The 20,132-nt window shown below is 68.2% G+C and carries 18 protein-coding genes and 2 pseudogenes; 12 read left to right on the forward strand and 8 right to left on the reverse strand.

The window, feature by feature from the left end; translation table 11 throughout:
• Nucleotide 1: 1 nt before the first annotated feature.
• The 3 genes from ACIRJP_RS32955 to ACIRJP_RS32965 all read right to left on the reverse strand — a co-directional run bounded on the left by ACIRJP_RS32955 (nucleotide 2) and on the right by ACIRJP_RS32965 (nucleotide 2,337).
• On the reverse strand, nucleotides 2–847 hold the full coding sequence (locus ACIRJP_RS32955; protein WP_404182172.1) for a patatin-like phospholipase family protein: 846 nt from the start codon (nucleotides 845–847) through the stop codon (nucleotides 2–4).
• Between the two features lie 66 nt (nucleotides 848–913).
• Nucleotides 914–2,101: an elongation factor Tu gene (gene tuf, locus ACIRJP_RS32960; protein ID WP_376320057.1), complete on the reverse strand. Its 1,188-nt coding sequence runs from the start codon at nucleotides 2,099–2,101 to the stop codon at nucleotides 914–916.
• Nucleotides 2,102–2,193: 92 nt separating this feature from the next.
• On the reverse strand, nucleotides 2,194–2,337 hold the full coding sequence (locus ACIRJP_RS32965) for a hypothetical protein (protein ID WP_404182176.1): 144 nt from the start codon (nucleotides 2,335–2,337) through the stop codon (nucleotides 2,194–2,196).
• 181 nt (nucleotides 2,338–2,518) lie between these two features.
• Here ACIRJP_RS32965 and ACIRJP_RS32970 point away from each other — a divergent pair, with 181 nt between their 5' ends.
• Entirely contained in the window at nucleotides 2,519–3,232 is a 714-nt protein-coding gene (locus ACIRJP_RS32970) for a TVP38/TMEM64 family protein (RefSeq protein ID WP_404182179.1), read from the forward strand.
• Nucleotides 3,233–3,434: 202 nt separating this feature from the next.
• Nucleotides 3,435–4,307 carry an undecaprenyl-diphosphate phosphatase gene (locus tag ACIRJP_RS32975; RefSeq protein ID WP_404182182.1) on the forward strand — a complete coding sequence of 291 codons (873 nt, stop codon included), beginning with the start codon at nucleotides 3,435–3,437 and terminating at the stop codon, nucleotides 4,305–4,307.
• A 239-nt stretch (nucleotides 4,308–4,546) separates the two neighbouring features.
• Here ACIRJP_RS32975 and ACIRJP_RS32980 read toward each other — a convergent pair whose 3' ends face one another.
• The 4 genes from ACIRJP_RS32980 to ACIRJP_RS32995 form a co-directional block, all read right to left on the reverse strand.
• Nucleotides 4,547–4,972: a DUF6087 family protein gene (locus ACIRJP_RS32980; RefSeq protein ID WP_404182185.1), complete on the reverse strand. Its 426-nt coding sequence runs from the start codon at nucleotides 4,970–4,972 to the stop codon at nucleotides 4,547–4,549.
• Nucleotides 4,973–5,275: a hypothetical protein gene (locus ACIRJP_RS32985; protein ID WP_404182227.1), complete on the reverse strand. Its 303-nt coding sequence runs from the start codon at nucleotides 5,273–5,275 to the stop codon at nucleotides 4,973–4,975.
• Entirely contained in the window at nucleotides 5,215–5,502 is a 288-nt protein-coding gene (locus tag ACIRJP_RS32990) for a transposase (protein WP_404182188.1), read from the reverse strand. The genes ACIRJP_RS32985 and ACIRJP_RS32990 overlap by 61 nt, the downstream gene beginning before the upstream one ends.
• Before the next feature lie 137 nt (nucleotides 5,503–5,639).
• Entirely contained in the window at nucleotides 5,640–7,100 is a 1,461-nt protein-coding gene (locus ACIRJP_RS32995) for a PucR family transcriptional regulator (protein ID WP_404182191.1), read from the reverse strand.
• A 572-nt stretch (nucleotides 7,101–7,672) separates the two neighbouring features.
• Between ACIRJP_RS32995 and ACIRJP_RS33000 the strand changes: the two genes are divergently transcribed.
• From ACIRJP_RS33000 to ACIRJP_RS33035, 8 genes are all read left to right on the forward strand, one after another.
• On the forward strand, nucleotides 7,673–10,024 hold the full coding sequence (locus ACIRJP_RS33000) for a SpoIIE family protein phosphatase (RefSeq protein ID WP_404182194.1): 2,352 nt from the start codon (nucleotides 7,673–7,675) through the stop codon (nucleotides 10,022–10,024).
• 328 nt (nucleotides 10,025–10,352) lie between these two features.
• The gene (locus tag ACIRJP_RS33005) at nucleotides 10,353–12,182 is read left to right on the forward strand and encodes a GMC family oxidoreductase (protein ID WP_404182197.1); all 1,830 of its coding nucleotides are present in this window, start codon (nucleotides 10,353–10,355) and stop codon (nucleotides 12,180–12,182) included.
• On the forward strand, nucleotides 12,182–12,574 hold the full coding sequence (locus ACIRJP_RS33010) for a hypothetical protein (RefSeq protein WP_404182200.1): 393 nt from the start codon (nucleotides 12,182–12,184) through the stop codon (nucleotides 12,572–12,574). The genes ACIRJP_RS33005 and ACIRJP_RS33010 overlap by 1 nt, the downstream gene beginning before the upstream one ends.
• 24 nt (nucleotides 12,575–12,598) lie before the next feature.
• Nucleotides 12,599–14,098, forward strand: a complete 1,500-nt coding sequence (locus ACIRJP_RS33015; protein ID WP_404182203.1) for an aminobutyraldehyde dehydrogenase — start codon at nucleotides 12,599–12,601, stop codon at nucleotides 14,096–14,098.
• A complete protein-coding gene (locus ACIRJP_RS33020; RefSeq protein ID WP_404182206.1) occupies nucleotides 14,095–15,543 on the forward strand; it encodes a purine-cytosine permease family protein in 1,449 nt (482 codons plus the stop codon). The genes ACIRJP_RS33015 and ACIRJP_RS33020 overlap by 4 nt, the downstream gene beginning before the upstream one ends.
• 96 nt (nucleotides 15,544–15,639) lie before the next feature.
• Nucleotides 15,640–16,629 (forward strand): agmatinase, encoded by a 990-nt coding sequence (speB, locus tag ACIRJP_RS33025; RefSeq protein ID WP_404182209.1) that lies wholly within the window; start codon nucleotides 15,640–15,642, stop codon nucleotides 16,627–16,629.
• Between the two features lie 439 nt (nucleotides 16,630–17,068).
• Nucleotides 17,069–17,854 (forward strand): electron transfer flavoprotein subunit beta/FixA family protein, encoded by a 786-nt coding sequence (locus tag ACIRJP_RS33030; RefSeq protein ID WP_404182212.1) that lies wholly within the window; start codon nucleotides 17,069–17,071, stop codon nucleotides 17,852–17,854.
• Nucleotides 17,855–17,909: 55 nt separating this feature from the next.
• Complete coding sequence (locus ACIRJP_RS33035; protein ID WP_404182215.1) at nucleotides 17,910–18,872, forward strand: electron transfer flavoprotein subunit alpha/FixB family protein; 963 nt, start codon at nucleotides 17,910–17,912, stop codon at nucleotides 18,870–18,872.
• Between the two features lie 282 nt (nucleotides 18,873–19,154).
• Here the strand turns inward: ACIRJP_RS33035 and ACIRJP_RS33040 are convergent.
• A pseudogene (locus ACIRJP_RS33040) lies at nucleotides 19,155–19,277 on the reverse strand (IS5/IS1182 family transposase); the annotation flags it as partial.
• A 182-nt stretch (nucleotides 19,278–19,459) separates the two neighbouring features.
• Here ACIRJP_RS33040 and ACIRJP_RS33045 point away from each other — a divergent pair.
• Both ACIRJP_RS33045 and ACIRJP_RS33050 read left to right on the forward strand, forming a co-directional pair.
• Nucleotides 19,460–19,945 carry a winged helix-turn-helix domain-containing protein gene (locus tag ACIRJP_RS33045; RefSeq protein ID WP_404182218.1) on the forward strand — a complete coding sequence of 162 codons (486 nt, stop codon included), beginning with the start codon at nucleotides 19,460–19,462 and terminating at the stop codon, nucleotides 19,943–19,945.
• Nucleotides 19,924–20,132: pseudogene (locus ACIRJP_RS33050) on the forward strand (IS630 family transposase); the annotation flags it as partial. The gene ACIRJP_RS33045 and the pseudogene ACIRJP_RS33050, both read left to right, overlap by 22 nt.

Below are 20,132 nucleotides of genomic sequence, written 5' to 3' on the forward strand. Positions count from 1 at the left end.
ATCAGCTGCTCAGGACCGTGGCGACGGCTTCGGAGTGTGCGGCCGACTGTTCGAGCCCGGCGCGGGCCGCCGCCGCCCGGCAGCTCGGGTCGAGGGGGTTGCGGCCGAATGCCTTCTTCGCGGCCGCGTCCGGCGTGATGACCTCGACCCGGGCACCGTCCGCGGTGAGTGCGGCCGCCTGCGAGCGCGGTGAGGCGATGGCCTTGTTGCCGGACGCCGAGGGCGCGATGACGACGACGCGTCCGTATCCGGCGGCGAGCTGGGCGTTGGCCGTGGAGTGCACCCCGCCGTCGATCCAGGTCCGCCCCTGGATACGGGTGACGGGCCAGACGCCGGGGACCGCGCAGCTCGCGGTGACGGCGTCGACGAGGGATACCCCACCGTCCCTGTCGAACGTGTGGAGTTCACCGGTCGTGGCATCGACGGCGGTGACGAGCAAAGGACGCCCCGGCCACTCCGGCGACAGGAGACGGCTCGCGATCGCCTCGCGCCGTTGCTCCTCGGTGATGCCGGGCCGGGCGTCCTGCGCGATCCTGCCCAGCTTCCGGCCGTACGCCTCGGGGGTCCGCGCGGAGAGTACGGCCCCCGCGTACCGCAGCAGCATGAGCGGGCCGAGCCTGCCACCCGTCATGTCCTGCGGATCGGCGAGCTGGAGTTCGTAGAGTTCGGGGAGGCCGAGCAGTCCGGAGGCCAGCTGCGCGCCGACCACCGCTCCCGCCGAGCTGCCGATGATCACATCCGCCGCAAAGAGGTCCACGCCCGCCTTCGCGAGCCCGTGCAGGATCCCCGTCTCCCACGCACTGCCGGTGACTCCACCGGCACCGAGCACCAATGCTGTGTCTGTCATGCCGTCAGTCTCGCCCACGGCACGGGCCCGCCTCCCGCGGGGTACGGGAAACGGGCCCTTGGTGGTTCAGAGCAGCCCGGTGACGGTCCCGGCGCCGACCGTGCGGCCGCCCTCGCGGATAGCGAAGCCGAGTCCGCTCTCCAGCGGGACGTCACGTCCCAGTTCGACGGTCAGGTCGACCGTGTCACCGGGGCGCGCCACCGCCACCGCACCGAGGTCCACGTCGCCGACGACGTCCGCGGTGCGGATGTAGAACTGCGGCCGGTACCCGGTGGTGACCGGGGTGGTCCGGCCACCCTCCTTCGCCGACAGGACGTACACCTGCGCGGTGAAGCGCCGGCTGGGCGTCACACTGCCCGGCGCCGCGACCACATGGCCGCGTCGCACCCGGTCGCGCTCCACCCCGCGCAGCAGCAGCGCCACGTTGTCGCCGGCCTCGGCGGACTCCATCGGCTTCCCGAAGGTCTCCAGCCCGGTGACGACCGTCTCGATGTCCGGGTCCGGTCCGAGCACCGAGACCCGGTCGCCGGTACGGACCGTGCCGCGCTCCACGGCTCCGGTGACGACAGTGCCCCGGCCGGTGATGGTCAGGACGTTCTCCACCGACAGCAGGAACGGCGCGTCGGTGTACCTGACCGGCATCGGCACGTACGTGTCGACCGCGTCCAGCAGCGCCTCGACGGCCGCGGTCCAGCGCGGGTCGCCCTCCAGGGCCTTCAGCCCCGACACCCGTACGACGGGAACGGAGTCCCCGCCGTAGCCGTGCGCGGAGAGCAGCTCACGGACCTCCAGCTCGACCAGGTCGGTCAGCACTGTGTCCTCGCCGTCGTCGACGGCGTCCGCCTTGTTGAGGGCGACCACGATGTGGTCCACACCCACCTGACGCGCGAGCAGCACGTGCTCGGCGGTCTGCGGCATGATCCCGTCGAGCGCGGAGACGACCAGAATCGCCCCGTCGAGCTGGGCGGCGCCGGTGACCATGTTCTTGATGTAGTCGGCGTGCCCCGGCATGTCGACGTGCGCGTAGTGGCGGGTGTCGGTCTCGTACTCGACGTGCGCGATGTTGATGGTGATGCCGCGCTGCGTCTCCTCCGGCGCCCGGTCGATCCGGTCGAACGGGACGAACGTGCCGGTCCCCCGGTCGCTGAGGACCTTGGTGATGGCAGCGGTCAGGGTGGTCTTGCCGTGGTCGACGTGGCCCATGGTGCCGATGTTGAGGTGCGGCTTGGTGCGCACGTATGCCGTCTTGGGCATGGCTCATTCCTTGGTGTTCGAAGCTGAGAGATAAGACCCCAGGGCCCGGCCGACCCTCCCCTTGCGGGGTCCGCCGGACTGTCGGGGGAGGGTCAGCTTCGGGCGCCGCCGATGGGCGCGGCGGCAGCGGTGAACGCTGCCGCTGCGACAGTTGCCGCTGCGATGAAGGGGCTCACGGCAGCCTTCGGCGCGTCCGCGACTGCGGACGGCGCTGCGAGGTAGGCGTACCGGAACATGGGTCCGATCATGTCCGACGGGCCCGGCGGCGTCGAATGGTTTTCCGGCATACACCGCGGTGCGGGCAGGGGAGTTCGGCCCACCCCCGACGTCGGGCGGACGACGGGCGCGGGATCGGCCGACCGGCCCCTGCCGTGTGCGTTACGGCGATCACCCACCGGTGTCGGTTACTCTCCCGGCATGCTCGACCCCGTCCCTCCAGCCCGGCCCGCCCCCGGCCTCGCCGTGCGCTGCACGAGGGCGCTGCTCTCGCCCTGGTCCCGGTTCTCGCTGCTCTTGGCCGTGCTGCTGGGTGCCGCGGCGACGATGCTCCTCCTCGAGCCCCAGCGGCTGCTCGCCACCGGCTGGCCCGCCCAGCTCAGCGGCGGCGCCGTGGCGGTGGCCCTCTTCGGTCTCGCGTACGGCGTGTGCACCGTGGCCTTCGTTCCCCGGCCGCTGCTCAATCTCGCCGCGGGCGCTCTCTTCGGTACGCAGTCGGGGCTGGCGGCCGCACTGGCGGGGACGGTGCTCGGCGCGGGCATCTCGTTCGGGCTGGGCAGGGTGCTGGGGCAGGACGCACTCCGTACGCTGCTGCGCGGGCGGTGGCTGAAGGCGGCGGACGGCCAGTTGAGCAGGCACGGGTTCCGCTCGATGCTGGCGCTGCGGCTGTTCCCGGGCGTGCCGTTCGCTGCGGCCAACTACTGCGCGGCGGTGTCGCGCATGGGGTATCCGCCGTTCCTGGTCGCCACCGGGCTCGGCTCGATCCCGAACACCGCGGCGTATGTCGTCGCGGGCAGCGAGGCCACGTCACCGACATCGCCGGCTTTCCTGGCCGCGATGGGTTTCATCGTGCTGACGGGGCTCGGCGCGGCCGTCGTCGCCTGGCGCAAGCGCCACCGGCTGGCCGCCGAGTGAACCGGGGCGCCCGGAGGCCGTCGGAGGGCGTCCCGGGGGACGCGTAACGCTGTTCACCTGAGGGCGGTACCCTGCCCGCGACCGACCGAAGATCTCCGGGGCCCGTCATGGCCCTGTCCTCATTCGACCGCAATGCGCACACTGCCGACGGCCCTCGTCGCCGTCTGCCGATGCACGATCAATCCGGGATGGCCAAAGCCCCATGAGCTGGTTCGAATCGTTCGTCCTGGGCCTCGTTCAGGGACTGACCGAGTTCCTGCCGATCTCCTCCAGCGCCCATCTGCGGCTCACCGCAGCTTTCGCCGGCTGGCACGACCCGGGTGCGGCGTTCACCGCCATCACCCAGATCGGCACGGAGGCGGCAGTCCTCATCTACTTCCGCAAGGACATCGTCCGGATCGTCTCGGCCTGGTTCCGTTCGCTGACCGACCGGTCGATGCGCGGCGACCACGATGCCCAGATGGGCTGGCTTGTCATCGTGGGCTCCATCCCCATCGGCGTGCTCGGGGTGACGTTCAAGGACCAGATCGAGGGCCCGTTCCGTGATCTGCGGCTGATCGCCACCACACTGATCGTGATGGGCATCGTCCTCGGCATCGCCGACCGTCTCGCCGCCCGCGACGAGGTGGGCGGGAAGCACCGGGCCGCCAAGGAGCGCAAGACGCTCAGGGAACTCGGTGTGAAGGACGGCCTGATCTTCGGCTTCTGCCAGGCGATGGCGCTGATCCCGGGTGTCTCCCGCTCCGGAGCGACCATCAGCGGCGGTCTGCTGATGGGCTACACCCGTGAGGCCGCGGCCCGGTACTCCTTCCTGCTCGCGATCCCGGCGGTGCTCGCCTCGGGCGTCTTCGAACTGAAGGACGCGGGTGAGGGGCACGTGTCGTGGGGGCCGACCATCTTCGCGACCGTCATCGCGTTCGGCGTGGGGTACGCGGTCATCGCCTGGTTCATGAAGTTCATCACGACCAAGAGCTTCATGCCGTTTGTCATCTACCGGATCATTCTGGGCATTTTGCTCTTCGTCCTGGTCGGCGCAGGGGTCCTGAGTCCCCACGCCGGCGAATCCGCCGGATGATCCACTCTCCACTTCTATTCTGATCTAGCGCTTTCTAGCATCCATGTGCATTCGCGCGTCATGATCGTCTCCCACCCGTCTCCCAGTCTTCTCCCGCTTTTCTCTCGCCCAGGAGGCGGAGCGGCAGGCAGCACAACCGTGCGCTATCGCAAAGTCGGGGAGCAATAGGGATGGCCCGCACAGCCGGAGCTGTGCGGGCCATCTGGGTGCTTTGGGGGTCCGGCCGAACTGGACACCGTTCATGTGGTCGATGGCCCGGCCCCAGGTGGCACATGCCCGGGTCGGGGGCGCCGGGGCTCCTCGGTGGGCCGCCACGGCTCCGGAGCAAGCGGCAGCGCGCCGAACCGCGGAAGACGAACACGCTCCGCCGCGTCCTGGGTGCCGGTCTCTTCCACGGCCGCGGCATGGTCTCCGGCCACACCGGAGGGAACCCACTGGTGGCCGTCCCACTCCAGCATCCCGCGCGCCGTATCCGGGGCCACGTGAGCGCCCCGCGCGCTACCGTCGCCGAGCGGAACCGCCCTGCGCGCGCCGGGCGCCGGTCGGCGGGCGTCCCGGCGTTCGGCCCATTCGTCCAACGGTTCGTCGCTCAACGGGATCTCCTTCCCTACTCGTGATACCGCCGGCCTGCCCACCTCCGGGCGAAAGCCGAGGGCGCGTAACACCTATGCGTCCGCCTGAGCGACCGAGCGCAGCATGACCGAGAAGACGGGGGAGTCGGCAAACGGCTGCTGATCGCCCAACTTGCGGTAGCCCCACGCCTCATGGACAGCTTGGACCGCGCCGTCCCCGTTGAGGGGATTGACGAGCAACGTGACGCGCTCCTCCGCTCGGTGAGTCAGCCAGGCCTCGTGCAGTTGCCACGCGACGCCCCGACCCCGCCACGCCTTGCGCACCACGATTTCGTTCAGCGAGACAGTGCGCTTCCCGTCTTCGGTAGCCAAGGCGTCAGGGAGGGGCGTGAGCATGCTGTCCCACCACTTGGTGGCCGGCACCAAGGTCGTGCCGAAGCAGAACCCGACGACGACGCCGTCACCAGCGCGTCTCCGCGCAGCGTCTCGGTGTTCACGCCGAGGTCGGTGGCGACCGACTTGATCGTCGCTCCTGGACGCGACCGGTAGAGCGCGACCGCGTCCGCCTCGAACTCGGCGGGGTAGTGCTTCATCCCCACGGGGACTCCGTTCTCCTGGACCATCAGGATCCAAGTCTCTCCGGCGTCCAAGATCCGGGGTCAGGGCCCGATGTCGCAATCCACACCGAACCCGGAAGGCCCTCACTCGTTCAAGATCCCCAAGCCGTGGGATCCGTCAGCAACCTCCGTGGACAGAAATCCTAGACGGCATTCAGGGCAAGCCAGAGGGCAGCCAGATCTCCCGTGTCGGCGATCTGCCTCCCGGTCAGCTGCTCGAGCCGCCGAACGCGGTAGAGCACAGTCTGCCGGTGGACGTGCAGAGCCTCGGCGGTGCGCTGCCAGGACCTGCCGTTCTCGAGGAACGCCTGCAGGGTTGCCAGCAGCTCGCCGGACTGCGCGGACGGCAGTTGGAGAACAGGCCCCAGTACGCGATCGACGAGGGCCCGGGCCTCTGCCGGGTTGCGTGGGCCGAGAAGCGGATCGGCATCGGCGTACCGCAGCAGTGGGATGTCCTGCTCCCTTGCGGTGTCGAGCGCCCAAGTGGCCTCCCGCGCCGCGTCGACGACGCGGTCGGCGCGGATGATCAGGTCGCTGACACCTGCTTGGCCGCCCGGCCCAAGCGCCTGCATCAGCACCTGCACGGCCGCGTCGGGCAGCACCGTGAGTGACGTGGCTCCGCGGTGCACGGTGGCGTGCCTGACGGCAGAGCGCCACAGGCTGAGGTGCAGGCTTTTGAGCAGTTCCGGGTCGTCGTTGCGTGCCGTCACGCAGACTGCGTCCTCGACCGGGACGCCGAGTTCTGCCAGCTGGCGCCGGGAAACCTCCGGCGCCAGCTGCGCATCGAGGATCTGCAGCAAAAGCTCCGCACCAGTCCTGCGGTCGTGTTCGATGGTCAGGCGGACCTGGGAAAGCGCCAGCGCACACACCGTCGCGGCGTGCTGCTGCAGCAGCGCGTCCGGCTGCCCGGTCGGCTCGGAGAGGGCGACGAGGACCGCGTCCGGGTGGGTGGGGATGTCGACCAGGAGCGCGCGACGGTCTTGGTGAAGAGGGACCGCGATGACGCCGGCCCGCAGCTTTCCGCGACCCTCGGTCACGGCGATGCGGATGTCTTCCGGGAGCGGGGCGCTTCCCGGATACCAGTCGTGGCCGGTCGCCCGGTCGCACACCCGGATGTCGCAGCCGAGCTCGCGGGACAGAGCGCTCGTGAGCATGGTGAGCCCGGAGCCGTGCGAGGTGATCTGCTGCAGCGCGTGGTAGATCCGTTCGGTCCGGATCAGGCGCTGGGACTGTTCCAGGAGGGTCGCCTCGGCGACGGCGCGGGAGATCGCAACGAACGGCATGGGATAGGCGACCCAGATCACCGGGAACCCGAGCTCTTCGCTGGTTTGCGTCAGCCGCTTGGTCAGAGGCGGAGCGTACATCTGCTCGGCGATGCCCAGCGCGGCGGCACCGTGCTCTGCCAGCTGCCGGACGAGTTCCTCCTGCCCGGACGCGCTCCGGGGGATCGGCATGCCGTTGGTCACGAGGAGCTCGCCACCGGCCACCCAGCGCCACGGCTCGGGCAGGTCGGTCGTGTGCGTCCACGTGATAGGCCGTTCCAGCGCACTGGCCCCCGAGTGAAGTCTCAGGCGCAGATGCGACATTTCGAGCAGCTCGCCCACTGTGATGGACATGGGATCACGCTAAGACGGGGTCTGGCCGTTTGTACAGCAGCGTTATTCAAATGCACAGTCACGGGCAAGAACTTTGAGCGGTGGGGGCCTTCGTTACACACCTCGCAGCGGCGTACACCTTTGTGAGCATTCCACAACACCTTCCCCGGCCTTCGAGAGCCAAGAATTCTCTCCATGACTGCTCGACCGCAGCACCCGCATAGACGACGCCGGCCGGTCGATCATGAAGGTTCACAGCCCGCGGTACGGCATGGCAGATCCGGCCCTTGACAGCCCCGCCACCTGACACCGAGGCGCGGGACGCCATGTCCCCTCGGTCGGAGCCCGGCCACAGATTCGATCTCACTCTCTCGTGTCCCGACCGGCCGGCCCGCCCCCGCGGTCAGCGGCTTCCTCATCACAGCACCCGGTAGCAGCGTCAAAAGTCAGCATTCCGGTGATCGACTGAGGGGCCGCCTCTCCATGCGGTGCACTTTGACATGATCCCCCTTTGGGCGCAGTCTGTAATAAATCCGTCTTTCTGCGCGGTCTTGCCGTCCGAGGACGCTCAGTAGGTTTCCATGAGTTTCAGAGATACGAAGCTGGATGGCTGCGGGCCTTTCAATACTGCTCCGTCGGCGACCGCGGTGCTAGACGCCCGGGGCACGGTCACCGCTTGGAGCTCGGCAGCCGAGGAGCTGTTCGGTTACACGTCGAAGGAAGCGCTTGGCATTCCTGTCGCCGACCTTCTGGGGGACACGGGGAGGGCGCCTCCTCAGGAACCTGGAAACGTATACACAGTTCGCTCGGTGCTTCATCGGGACGGCCACACGGTACGGGTCGCGCTGCTGCTCAGCCCGCTGGAGCAGGACGAGGGCGCTGCCGCCTGGCTGCTGTCGGCCGTCAGCGCGGCCCGCCTCGAGCAGTGGGCCAGCGATCAGGCGCTGCTGAGCGGTCTGAGCGATCAGTCGTCGATCGCGATCACCCTCTACGATACGCAAGGCCGGTTTGAGTGGTTCAATACTGCCGTCGAGAAGCAGTTCGGCTTGATGTTGGAGGACTGCGCCGGTCGGCAAGTAACGGATGTGGAGCCTCATGGCGAGATCCTCGTCGAGAACGGTGACGGAGTTCCGGCACCGGGGCTGCAGAGGCTCATCGAGCGAGTCGTACAGACTGGCGAACCCGTCACCGACGTCCGCTACCGCACCCCGATCCCGGCCGACCCGCATCACGATCACGTCTGGTCCTTCACCTACTTCCAGCTGCAGGACTACGAGGGACGGCCACTGGGCGTGTGTGAAGCAGGGCTCGACATCACGGACCGTTACGTGGCGAGGCGACGCCTAGCACTGCTGAGCGGAGCCAGCGGCAGAATCGGCGGGACTCTCGACATGGGGCGTGCCGCCGATAACCTGGCCGATCTGGCCGTTCCGGAGTTCGCGGACCTCGTCCAGGTGGACCTCCTCGAACCTGTGCTCCGCGGTGAAGAACCTGGTCCGTGGGCGGATGGCACCACACGCGACCTGCGGCGGGTGGCGGAACGGCTGGCGGACCACGAGCTTCCCGCGGCGGCAGCGGCTTCGCCCCGCCCAATCGAATATGCACCGGATTCGCCGCAGCCGCGCTGCCTTGCCGAAGGGCATTCGGTAACCAGCGACCAGGTCGTGGTCGTTCCGCTGCAGGCCCGGGGAACGGTGCTGGGCCTGGCGACGTTTACAAGGGTCCCGCCGCGGGACCCTTTCGACCCCGAGGAGATCGCCCTCGCGGAGGAACTGGTCGGCCGGACCGCAGTGAGTGTGGATAACGGACGCCGCTACGCTCGAGAGCGCGCGACCGCGCTGACGCTGCAGCACGACCTGCTCCCTCATCGCCTGGCGCAGCATGCGGCCGTGGAGGCCGCTCACCGCTACCTTCCCGCGGCCGGACCCGTGGGAGTGGGCGGGGACTGGTACGACGTCATCCCGCTCTCCGGGGAACGGGTCGGCCTGGTCGTCGGGGACGTCGCCGGTCATGGCCTGCGCGCCGCCGCAACCATGGGTCGGATGCGGACCACTGTGAGGGCGCTCGCGGCAATGGACGTCGCACCGGATGAGCTGCTCGCCCGGCTCGATGACCTGGTCGCGCAGTCCCTGGGGGGTGAGGATGACCAGGACCTTGGTGTGACCTGCCTCTACGCCATCTACGACCCGGTCGAGCGGCACTGCGTCATGGCCCGGGCCGGCCACCTGCCCCCCGTAGTGGTGACTCCTGACGGCCACGTGGAAATCCTCGACCTGCCCACTGGCCCACCGCTCGGCCTGGGCGGCCTGCCGTTCGAATCCGTCGGATTCGACCTCCCCGAGGACAGTCTTCTGGCCCTGTTCACCGACGGCCTGGTGGAGGCCCGCCACCGGGACATCGACATCGGCCTGAACGAACTGTGCGACGCACTGTCCCTGCCAGGCCGACAGCTGGAAGAGACCTGTGACAGTGTGATGCGCGCTGTTCTGCCGAAGTCTCCAGAAGACGACGCCGCCCTGCTCTTGGTCAGGGTCCATGCGCTGAGCGACAACCAGGTGGCAAGCTGGGACCTTCCCGCCGTTCCCGCAGAGGTCGCAAGGTTCCGCGCCCTGGCTGTACAGAAGCTGGCTGAGTGGGGGCACAGCGAGGCGGCGTTCGTCATCGAGCTGGTGGTGAGCGAGTTGGTCACCAACGCGCTCCGGTACGGCGGTGCTCCTATGCGGCTGCGGCTCATTCGGAACCGCAGCCTGATCTGCGAGGTCTCGGACGGGGGCCACACCTCCCCGCACCTGTTGCGGGCCGCGCAGGAGGACGAGGGCGGCCGCGGACTGTTCCTCGTCGCCCAGCTTATGGAACGCTGGGGCACCCGCTATACACCACACGGCAAGACGATCTGGGCCGAAATGCCGATTGATGCCCGAACCTGCAGCTGACCCCGCCCCGCTGCGCCCCGAAGCTGCTGGTGGGCAGCCGGGCTGGTGTGCGCGGCGTGCCGCCCGCCCTGATCACGGACTCGCCCGCACAGCCGCTACATCCCGCTGCTGAGCGCGTTGACACAGAGCGGGCTGGCCCTGGCCGGCCGTGCCGGAGCGGGTAGCCGCTGTCCCGGGATTACGGGTGGGACGCGACATGCTGCTTTCGCCCCGCCCTCCACAGGCCGACCCGCCCCTGGCCCCGGCAGGCCGGCAATGGTTCAGTGCTCATGCATTCCTACGCGTCAACGGTGACGTGGCCGGGCCACGTCTCGGATAATAGAGGGTTGTGCATTCGCTCAAACCTGACTTTTCATTTGTGGTGGATGAACATGGAGTTCTCAAGGCGGCCCGGAGCATTCTGGGTGCGGGGCATTCGATCCCCTGGTCCGGCAGGCACATGAGAGTCGACCGGACCGGAAGGTCCACCGATGCGGGGCGAACGTGTCCGCAGCGGAATGAACAAGCGGGAGAGCTAGTGGTGAACACACAGCATGATCACGAGGATGCGGATGTGCTCATCGTAGGTGCCGGCGCCTCCGGTGGGGTTGCGGCCCTGGAACTGGCCAGCCGTGGATTTCGTGTGGTCTGTTTGGAGCAGGGCGACTGGGCTCTTCCCGATGACTTCACGGGCGGCAAGCCCGAGTGGGAGCTGACCCGCCTCAAACAGTGGCACCCCAGTCCGAATGTGCGCGGGCGAAAGAGCGACTACCCGGTCGACGCCAAGGAGAGCCCGATTGAGCCGTTGATGTTCAACGGCGTGGGTGGCAGCACCATCCTGTTTTCCGGACATTGGGTCCGGGCAATGCCATCCGACTTCCGGGTCCGGACTCTCGACGGGGTCGCGGATGACTGGCCGTTCACCTACGAGGACCTGCGGCCGTTCTACGACGAGGTCACTCACCATATCGGCGCGTCTGGACTCGAAGGCGACCCGGCTTACCCGGACGCGCACACGTTCCCGTTGCCGCCAATGCCGATCGGCAAGTACGGCCTCGCCGCGGCGAAGGGCATGGACAAGCTCGGCTGGCACTGGTGGCCCGCCCCGAACGCCATCGCGTCGCGCAAGTTCAAGAACCGGCCCGCGTGCCAGCGGTATGGTGCCTGCGAGTCGGGATGCCCGACCGGAGCGAAGGCGAGCACCGACTTCACGCACTGGCGCGACGCGATCGCCGCGGGTGCTGTGCTGGTGACCGGGGCCCGGGTACGGCAGCTCACGGTCGACAACCGAGGTCTGGTGACCGGTGCCGAGTACGTCGACCGCGCGGGAGTCGTACGCCACCAGGCCGCAGGTGTGACCGTGCTGGCCGCCAATGGGATCGGCACCCCGCGACTGCTGCTCAACTCGGCCTCCGCCCAGTTCCCCGACGGTCTGGCGAACTCCTCCGGGCTGGTCGGCAAGCGGCTCATGGTGCATCCCTACGCCTCGGTGTACGGGGCCTACGAAAACGAGCTCGAGACCTGGCTCGGCCCGACCGGGCAGGCCCTGCAATCGATGCAGTTCTACGAGACCGACACCAGCCGCGGCTTCGTACGCGGGGCGAAATGGAACCTGATGCCGACCGGCGGCCCGCTCACCCACACCCTGTGGGAGCCGGGCGAGAACTGGCGCGACGCCTTCGGGGCCGCCTTCCACCCCCGGTGGCAGTCGACCTTCGGCCGGTACACCGAGTGGGGGATCACCACCGATGACCTGCCCGAGGAGCACAACGAGGTCGTCCTGCATCCGGACGCGGTGGACTCCGACGGCATCCCGGTGCCCAGGATTCGCTACACAATCAGCGAGAACACGGAACGCATGCTCAAGTTCCACGTCGACCGGGCGGTCGAGGCCCATTTGGCCGCGGGCGCGACCTCGGTGCACCCCGTCCCCGTTGTCCGGGAAAGCGGCTGGCACCTCCTGGGCACCACGCGCATGGGCCCCGATCCCACCACTTCCGTCGTCGACGAGTACGGGCGAGCGCACGACGTGCCGAACCTTTTCGTCATTGACGGGAGCGTGTTCGTCACCTCGACCGGCGTCAACCCGACCGCGACCATCATGGCCGTCGCGCTGCGGTCGATGCGCCACCTCGCCGACAACCGCCACAACCAGCCCGCTGCCGATAGGACCTCGTGATGCTCGAGACCGACCAGCGACGCACCTTCGCCGCACTCATCGACGTACTGATTCCCGCGTCCGATCGGATGCCCTCGGCCACCGCCGCGGGTGTGACGGATGCGCTGCTCGACCAGGTGCTCGGCTACCGGCCGGACCTGGCCGAACCGTTCGCCGAGGCAGTCGCCCAGTGCACGGGCAAGGATCCGGAAGCCGCACTGGACGCGCTCGCCGAGCAGCAGCCCGAGCAGTTCCAGGCCCTCACTTTGTTGACAGCCGGCGCCTATTTCCTGAGTCCCCAGGTGAAGGCCGCGCTGGCCTACGACCCTCCTCCGCGCACGGTCAACGACGATGTCGACTCCTACATCGACATGCTGGCCGACGTCGTCGACCGCGGCTTCACGATCCGCTGAGCTCCACGAATGAAGGATTCCAAGATGATCGAGGCCCATACGCAGATCCCGCCGACCGGTGCGGAGACCACAGTGCTGAGGCACTTCGTCGACGGTGCCTGCTGGGAGGGCACCGGGACGGAGACGCAACCGGTGTTCAACCCCGCGACGGGACAGTTGATCGCGCATGCCCTGCGCGGCACGTCGGCCGATGTCGACAAGGCGGTGGCCGCCGCCAAGGCGGCGTTGCCCGGCTGGCGGCAGCGGACACCGAAGGACCGCGCCGACGTGCTGCTCAGGGCCGCGGCAATGCTGGAAGCCAACGCCGAGGAGCTGGCGCACCTGGAGTCGGTCAACACCGGCAAGCCGATCCCGCTGGCCCGCGAGGATGTCGCCGGGACGATCGACACGCTGCAGTTCATGGCTGGTGCGGTCCGGACGCAGCTGAGTCTTAGCGCCGGAGAGTATGTCGCCGGCCACACGTCGATGATCGTGCGGGAGCCGGTCGGGGTGGTGGCCGCCATCACGCCGTGGAACTATCCCCTGCTCACGGCGGCATGGAAGATCGCGCCGATCCTGGCGGTCGGGAACACTTGCGTATTGAAGCCGTCGGACCAGACCCCGCTGACCGCCCTGCGCACGGCCGAGCTTCTTGCCGAGGTGTTTCCCGCGGGGGTGCTCAACGTCGTCACTGGTGCCGGATCGGTGGTCGGCGAGGCACTCGCGACCCACCCGGATGTCGCCCTGGTGTCGGTGACGGGCAGCGTGCGCAGCGGACAGGCGGTGGCCAGCGCGGCCGCGACCACACTCAAGCGCGTGCACCTCGAGCTCGGCGGTAAGGCACCGGTCATCGTGTTCGCGGACGCCGACCTGGACGCGGTCGCCGAAGGCATCCGGTTCGCCGGATTCGGTAACTCGGGCCAGGACTGCGGCGCGGCCTGCCGGATCCTCGTGGAGCAGTCCGTCCACGACGAACTGCTGAAGCGTCTCGTGCTCCAGGTGGAGTCGCTGGTCGTAGGCGACCCGGCGGACGGGGACCACATCGAGATGGGACCGCTCGTCTCGAAGACCCACCGCGACAGCGTGCTCGGCTTCCTCGACCGTGCCATCGCGGAAGGAGCGCGGGCGGCGACGGGCGGGAAGGCTCCGGAAGGCGACGGTTACTTCGTGCTTCCGACGGTGCTGGTGGACCTCCCGGAGGGTGCCGAGGCCACGCGTGAGGAGATCTTCGGCCCCGTGGTCACGGTGGAGACCTTCACCGACGAGGATGCCGTGGTCGAGGCGGCCAATCGCACCGCCTACGGGCTGTCCGCCTCGGTCTGGACCGAGGACGCCCGTCGCGCCGCCGATCTGCCCGGGCGGCTGGACTTCGGCACCGTGTGGGTCAACGACCATCTCGCATTCGCCACCGAAATGCCGTGGGGCGGGTTCAAGTCCTCCGGCTACGGGCGCGACCTGTCGACGTATGCGCTCGATGACTACTCGCGTACCAAGCACGTCATGTTCAACCACGCTCGCTGCGCCGACGAGAGGAAACAGACATGACTGAGCAACCGGCTGGTCGGCGCAAGCCCACCTCCAGCATCGAGTCGGAAACGATCCAACCTATCCCGCTCGATCAACGGCATGGCACAAATCGGGACATGTTCACGATCTGGTTCGGCACGAACATTATGATCCTTTCGGTTGTCACCGGAGGGCTTGCCACCACACTGTTCGGCCAACCGGCCTGGTCCGCCGCGCTGGGGATCATTGCCGGAAACCTCTTCGGCGCGATCTTCATGGCGCTGCACTCCGCCCAGGGACCGCGACTCGGGGTCCCGCAAATGGTCCAGACGAAGGGGCAGTTCGGCTCCTGGGGTTCATTGCTGATCGTCCTGATCGTGGTCGTCATGTACCTCGGGTTCTTCATCTCGATCCTGGTCTTCGGAGGACAGTCGCTGGCGTCGGTGATTCCGCACCTGAGCAGCAAGGCCGGCATCGTGCTGCTCGCGGCGGCCAGCATCGCGGCCACCATCTGGGGCTACAGTCTGATCCACGCCTACGCGCGGATCATGACCTACGCCTCGGGTGCCGTTCTGCTCCTGGCGTTCGTCTGGGCGTTCGTCGTCCACCCGGTGCCACACACCTTCTTCGGCACCGGTCACTTCACACTGGCCGGGTTCATGAGCACCATGTCGGTGGCAGCGGTCTGGCAGATCGCCTACGCGCCATACGTCTCGGACTACTCCCGTTACATGCCGGCCAAGACCGGCTCAAAACCGGCGTTCTGGATGAGCTACTGGGGCACCAGCATCGGCTCGATCCTGCCCATGTTCCTGGGCGCGGGCATCGGTCTGCTCCTGCCCGGCGCGGACCCCATCGCTGCCCTGACCAAGGCAACCGCCGGGATCAGCCTGCTGGTCGTTGCCGTATTCAGCATCGGGGTCGCCGCGACGAACGCGATGAACCTGTACTGCGGTACCTTGTGCACGATCACGATCGCGCAGACCGTGATGCCGCGCTTCACAGCTCGCAGCCGCTCGCGTGCGGTGGTCGCGAGCGGGCTGTGCACGATCGCGCTCACCGTAGCCCTCACCTCCGGAAGCGACTTCGTCGCCACCTACAACAACTTCCTCACCCTGCTGCTCGGCTCCCTGGTCCCGTGGACCGCGGTCAACCTGGTCGACTTCTACCTGGTGCGCCACGGTGACTATGCCGTCGAGGACTTCTTCAAGCGCGACGGCGGCCGCTACGGCCGGGTGAACTGGCCCGCAGTGCTCTGCTACCTGGTCGGAGTCGCGGCGCAGATCCCGTTCATGATCATCGGGACCTTCTACACCGGCCCGATTGCCAAGGCACTCGGCAACACCGACATCTCCTTCATCGCTGGCCTGCTCGTCGTCTCGCCGCTCTACTACCTCACCGTGAAGGCAGTGGCCCGGTTGCGGAAGTCAGCCATGGTCGTCGAGATGGCCCCCGCGCTCGTCCGCGGCGGGACCGGAACCTGAGCACAGCCGGATCCTGAACACGGGGTGAGCCGGGCCATCGGACAGCCTCACCCTCGACGACCGCAACCATCTTGATCCTTGATCGGAGTCCTCATCATGAGCGACCACAAACCACTCGGTGCCCTCGAAGCCACCGTGGTCCCACGCTTCGCCGGCCCCGGCACTTTCGCCCGGCTCCCCCTCATCGACGCCGTCCCCGACTACGACATCGCGGTACTCGGCGTCCCTTTCGACGGCGGGACGTCGTACCGGCCGGGCGCCCGGTTCGGCCCGATGGGCATCCGGCAAGCGTCCCGGCACCTGCGGCCGCGGTTCCACGTCGAGCTCGACACGGCGCCCTTGGAGACGGTCCAGGTCGTAGACGCCGGTGACGTGCCGTGCACGCCGTACTCCATCGACGAGGCGGTGGGCCAGATCGAGAGGTTCGCCCGCGAGGTCGTCGGTCAGGGGGACCGGCGCCTGGTGACGCTCGGCGGTGACCACACCGTCGCGCTGCCGATGCTGCGCGCGGCACGGGACAAGTACGGTCCCATCGCCCTGATCCACTTCGACGCCCACCTCGACACCTGGGACACCTACTTCAAGGCCCCGACCACCCATGGCACGGTGTTCCGCCGCGCGTTCGAGGAGGGCCTGCTCGCCGAGGAGAAGTCGATACACATCGGCATCCGCGGTCCCATCTACGACCGCCTCGACCTCATCGACGACGCCTCGTTCGGCTTCAGGATCATTCGGGCCGGAGACCTCGACGTCCTGGGCATCGGCGGGGCCGTCGATATCGTGCGGCAGCGGGTGGGTGACGCCCCGGTCTACCTCTCGATCGACATCGACGTGCTCGACCCCGCCTTCGCGCCGGGCACGGGCACGCCGGAAATGGGCGGGTTCACCGGCCGCGAGCTACTGCACCTGCTTCGCCGGCTCGATGGACTCAACATCATCGGGGGCGATGTGGTCGAGACGGCGCCGGCGTACGACAACGCCGAGATCACCTCTCTTGCGGCCGCCACAGTGGCCTTCGATCTCATCACACTGATGAGCAAGACCAATATGCGCACTCCTGACTGGTCGGCTGCCGCCACGGCCTGACCGGCGCAGTGCTGGGAGTGTTGGCTGGGCGACCGCCAGTCGCACGGGTCGTACACCCCTCGAAGGGACCACTGCCAATCGTGGGCGAGGTCGTTACTGCTCCAGGGGTGGTCAGCCCCTATGGCACCCGCGTCACCACTGGACGCGGCCAACCGCCCCCTTTGCCCTGCGGGTGTCACGAGGTCGTCATGACAATCCACCCGATGCCGCCAGCACCAGCCCCCTCTACTGCGCGTCAACGCAGGAGTCGTACCCTCCGAGCGGCCGGCTTCTTGCCAGGGCCCATCCCGAAACGAGGAGGACCCGCACAGAGCCAATCCGCCCAGCCTTGACGTGCCGGTCCAGCCGGACGCATCCCGACGGGCACATCCGTCCTCGGCGGAGCACCACCGGGAGGGGGCGCCGGCAAGCCGACGACCGAACAAGCAGGAGAAACATCGTGAGTCTGAAGATTGTTGTGTGTCTGAAGTACGTGCCCGACGCCACTGGCGACCGGCACTTCGCCGATGACCTGACCGTCGACCGCGACGACGTGGACGGTCTGCTCTCCGAGCTGGACGAGTACGCGGTCGAGCAGGCCCTGCAGATCGCGGAGAAGGCGTACGACGCCGAAGTCACCGTGCTGACGGTCGGCCCCGAGGACGCCAAGGACGCGCTTCGCAAGGCCCTGTCGATGGGTGCCGACAAGGCGGTCCACGTCGAGGACGATGACCTGCACGGCACCGACGCCATCGGTACCTCCCTGGTGCTGGCCAAGGCGATCGAGAAGGCCGGTTTTGACCTGGTCGTCTCCGGCATGGCCTCCACCGACGGCACCATGGGTGTCGTACCGGCCCTGGTCGCCGAGCGCCTGGGCGTCCCGCAGGTCACCCTGCTGTCCGAGGTGTCGGTCGAGGACGGCAGGGTCAAGGGACGCCGCGACGGCGACGCCGCCTCCCAGCAACTTCAGGCGTCGCTCCCGGCGCTCGTCTCCGTCACCGACCAGTCGGGCGAGGCGCGCTACCCGTCCTTCAAGGGCATCATGGCGGCGAAGAAGAAGCCGGTGGAGTCCTGGGACCTGTCCGACCTGGAAATCGAGGCCGAGGAGGTTGGTCTCGATGGGGCGTTCACCAAGGTCGAGGCCGCGAACGAGCGCCCGGCGCGCACGGCCGGCAGCATCGTCACGGACGAGGGCGAGGGCGGCAAGCAGCTCGCTGAGTTCCTCGCGAGCCAGAAGTTCATCTAAGGGTTTTCGTCCGCGCTGACCGACCCTCAACTGCGTTAGGCAGGAGTGCAATCCCATGGCTGAAGTCCTCATCTACGTCGACCACGTGGACGGCGCCGTCCGCAAGCCCACCCTGGAGCTTTTGGCGCTGGCCCGCCGCATCGGCGAGCCCGTCGCCGTCGCGCTGGGCAACGGCGCCGCCGACACCGCCGCCACGCTCGCCGAGTACGGCGCGGTGAAGGTGCTGACCCACGACGCGTCCGAGTACGCCGAGTACCTGGTCGTGCCGAAGGTGGACGCCCTGCAGGCCGCCCACGAGTCCATCTCCCCGGCCGCCGTGCTGGTCCCGTCCTCCGCCGAGGGCAAGGAGATCGCCGCCCGTCTGGCGCTGCGCATCGGCTCCGGCATCATCACCGACGCCGTCGACCTCGAGGCCGGCGACGAGGGTCCGGTGGCCACCCAGTCGGTGTTCGCCGCGTCCTTCACCACCAAGTCCCGCGTCAGCAAGGGCATCCCGGTCATCACGATCAAGCCGAACTCGGCCGCCGTCGAGTTCGCCCCGGCCGCAGGTGTGGTCGAGGCCTTGTCCGTGACCTTCTCCGACCAGGTGACCGGCACCAAGATCACCGGCCGTACGCCGCGTGAGTCGACGGGCCGTCCGGAGCTGACCGAGGCCGCGATCGTGGTCTCCGGCGGCCGTGGCGTGAACGGTGCGGAGAACTTCTCGATCATCGAGGCGCTCGCAGACCAGCTCGGCGCGGCCGTCGGTGCCTCGCGTGCCGCCGTGGACGTCGGCTGGTACCCGCACACCAACCAGGTCGGCCAGACCGGCAAGTCGGTCTCGCCGCAGCTGTACATCGCCAACGGCATCTCCGGCGCGATCCAGCATCGCGCCGGCATGCAGACCTCGAAGACCATCGTGGCCGTCAACAAAGACGCCGAGGCCCCGATCTTCGAGCTGGTGGACTACGGCGTGGTCGGCGACCTCTTCGACGTCGTCCCGCAGCTGACTGAGGAGATCAAGGCCCGCAAGAAATGAACGCAAGTTGAGCGAACCGGTGGGGGCGGGCGGGTCTCACACGATCGCGAGGCCCGGGTCGCTCACGCCGGTCCGGCCGCTCTCGACGTGCCCGGCCAGGCGCCGCAGGCGATCGCGCGTGCCGCAAGCGTGAAGAACTCGCATCATCGCAGGTCACAAGGCACTTCTTCGTTTTTCCAAGCGTCATTCACAGGCGTCGGTCGGTGGATCGAAGCCAAGCTCGCTGCTGTCCAGGCGGAACCGCGGCCGACCGTTGAAGACCTGCTGGTCGTCTACCTCGGAGGCCGCGTGCTGGTGGGCGCGGCAGACCGTGGAGTCGACCCAGGTGATCGCACCCCTCGCATCGGCCAGGGTCTGGAGTCGGGTGAGAATCCGGTGCCAGGTGCTGTCCCGCTGCCATCGACGGAGTGAAGTAGGCCGCCGACGAGGTGCCCGTGGCCCGGGTCCTTTTCCGACGGCCCCTTCCCGAACGGTGCGGCCCGCTGTCTCCTCGGCTCACATCAACCCGTACAGGCTTAGTTACTGAGATTGAACTCGTGAAGTCATAGGGGCTGACGGTTGATGCCTGCCTGCGGTATCACCGGAGGATGAGGTATCCACAGGGTGGCGGGTTGACCGCTGAACGGCAGTGCAAGCGCGAGGAGTTACGGCTGCAGGCTGGTGAGCGGTTCGCCCGGGGCGAGGGCAGCACATCGATCGCCAGGGATCTGCGGGTCAGTGTCCGATCGGTGCAGCGATGGCGTCACGCGTGGGTCCAGGGTGGCCCGCGATCCCTGCGATCACAGGGGCCCGCATCGTTGCCGCGACTGAGTGAGAAGCAGTTCGCTCAGCTGGAGTCAGAGCTGGCCAAGGGACCGGCCGCGCACGGCTGGGAGGACCAGCGCTGGACTCTGAGCCGTGTGAAGACGGTGATCGGGCGGCGTTTCCACCTCACGTACACGATCCAGGGCGTACGCAAGCTGTTGGTGCGCAATGGCTGGTCCTGCCAGGTTCCGGCCCGTCGTGCCATGGAGCGGGACGACGACGCGGTGGCCGGGTGGGTCAAGGAGGTATGGCCCCGCGCGGAAGGCTAGCGGCGGCCCGTGGAGCCTGGCTGGTCTTCGAGGACGAAGCCGGCTTCTCCATGACGCCGTCGCACGCCAAGACCTGGTCCCAGCGCGGCCGTACTCCGGTGGTGCGAGTCCGCGGCCGGTCTCGCAGACGAATATCGATCGCCGCACTGACCTGCTACAAACCCGGCCACCGATCCCGGCTGATCTA

The organism is Streptomyces sp. NPDC102437, from assembly GCF_044765565.1.
Taxonomy (GTDB): domain Bacteria; phylum Actinomycetota; class Actinomycetes; order Streptomycetales; family Streptomycetaceae; genus Streptomyces.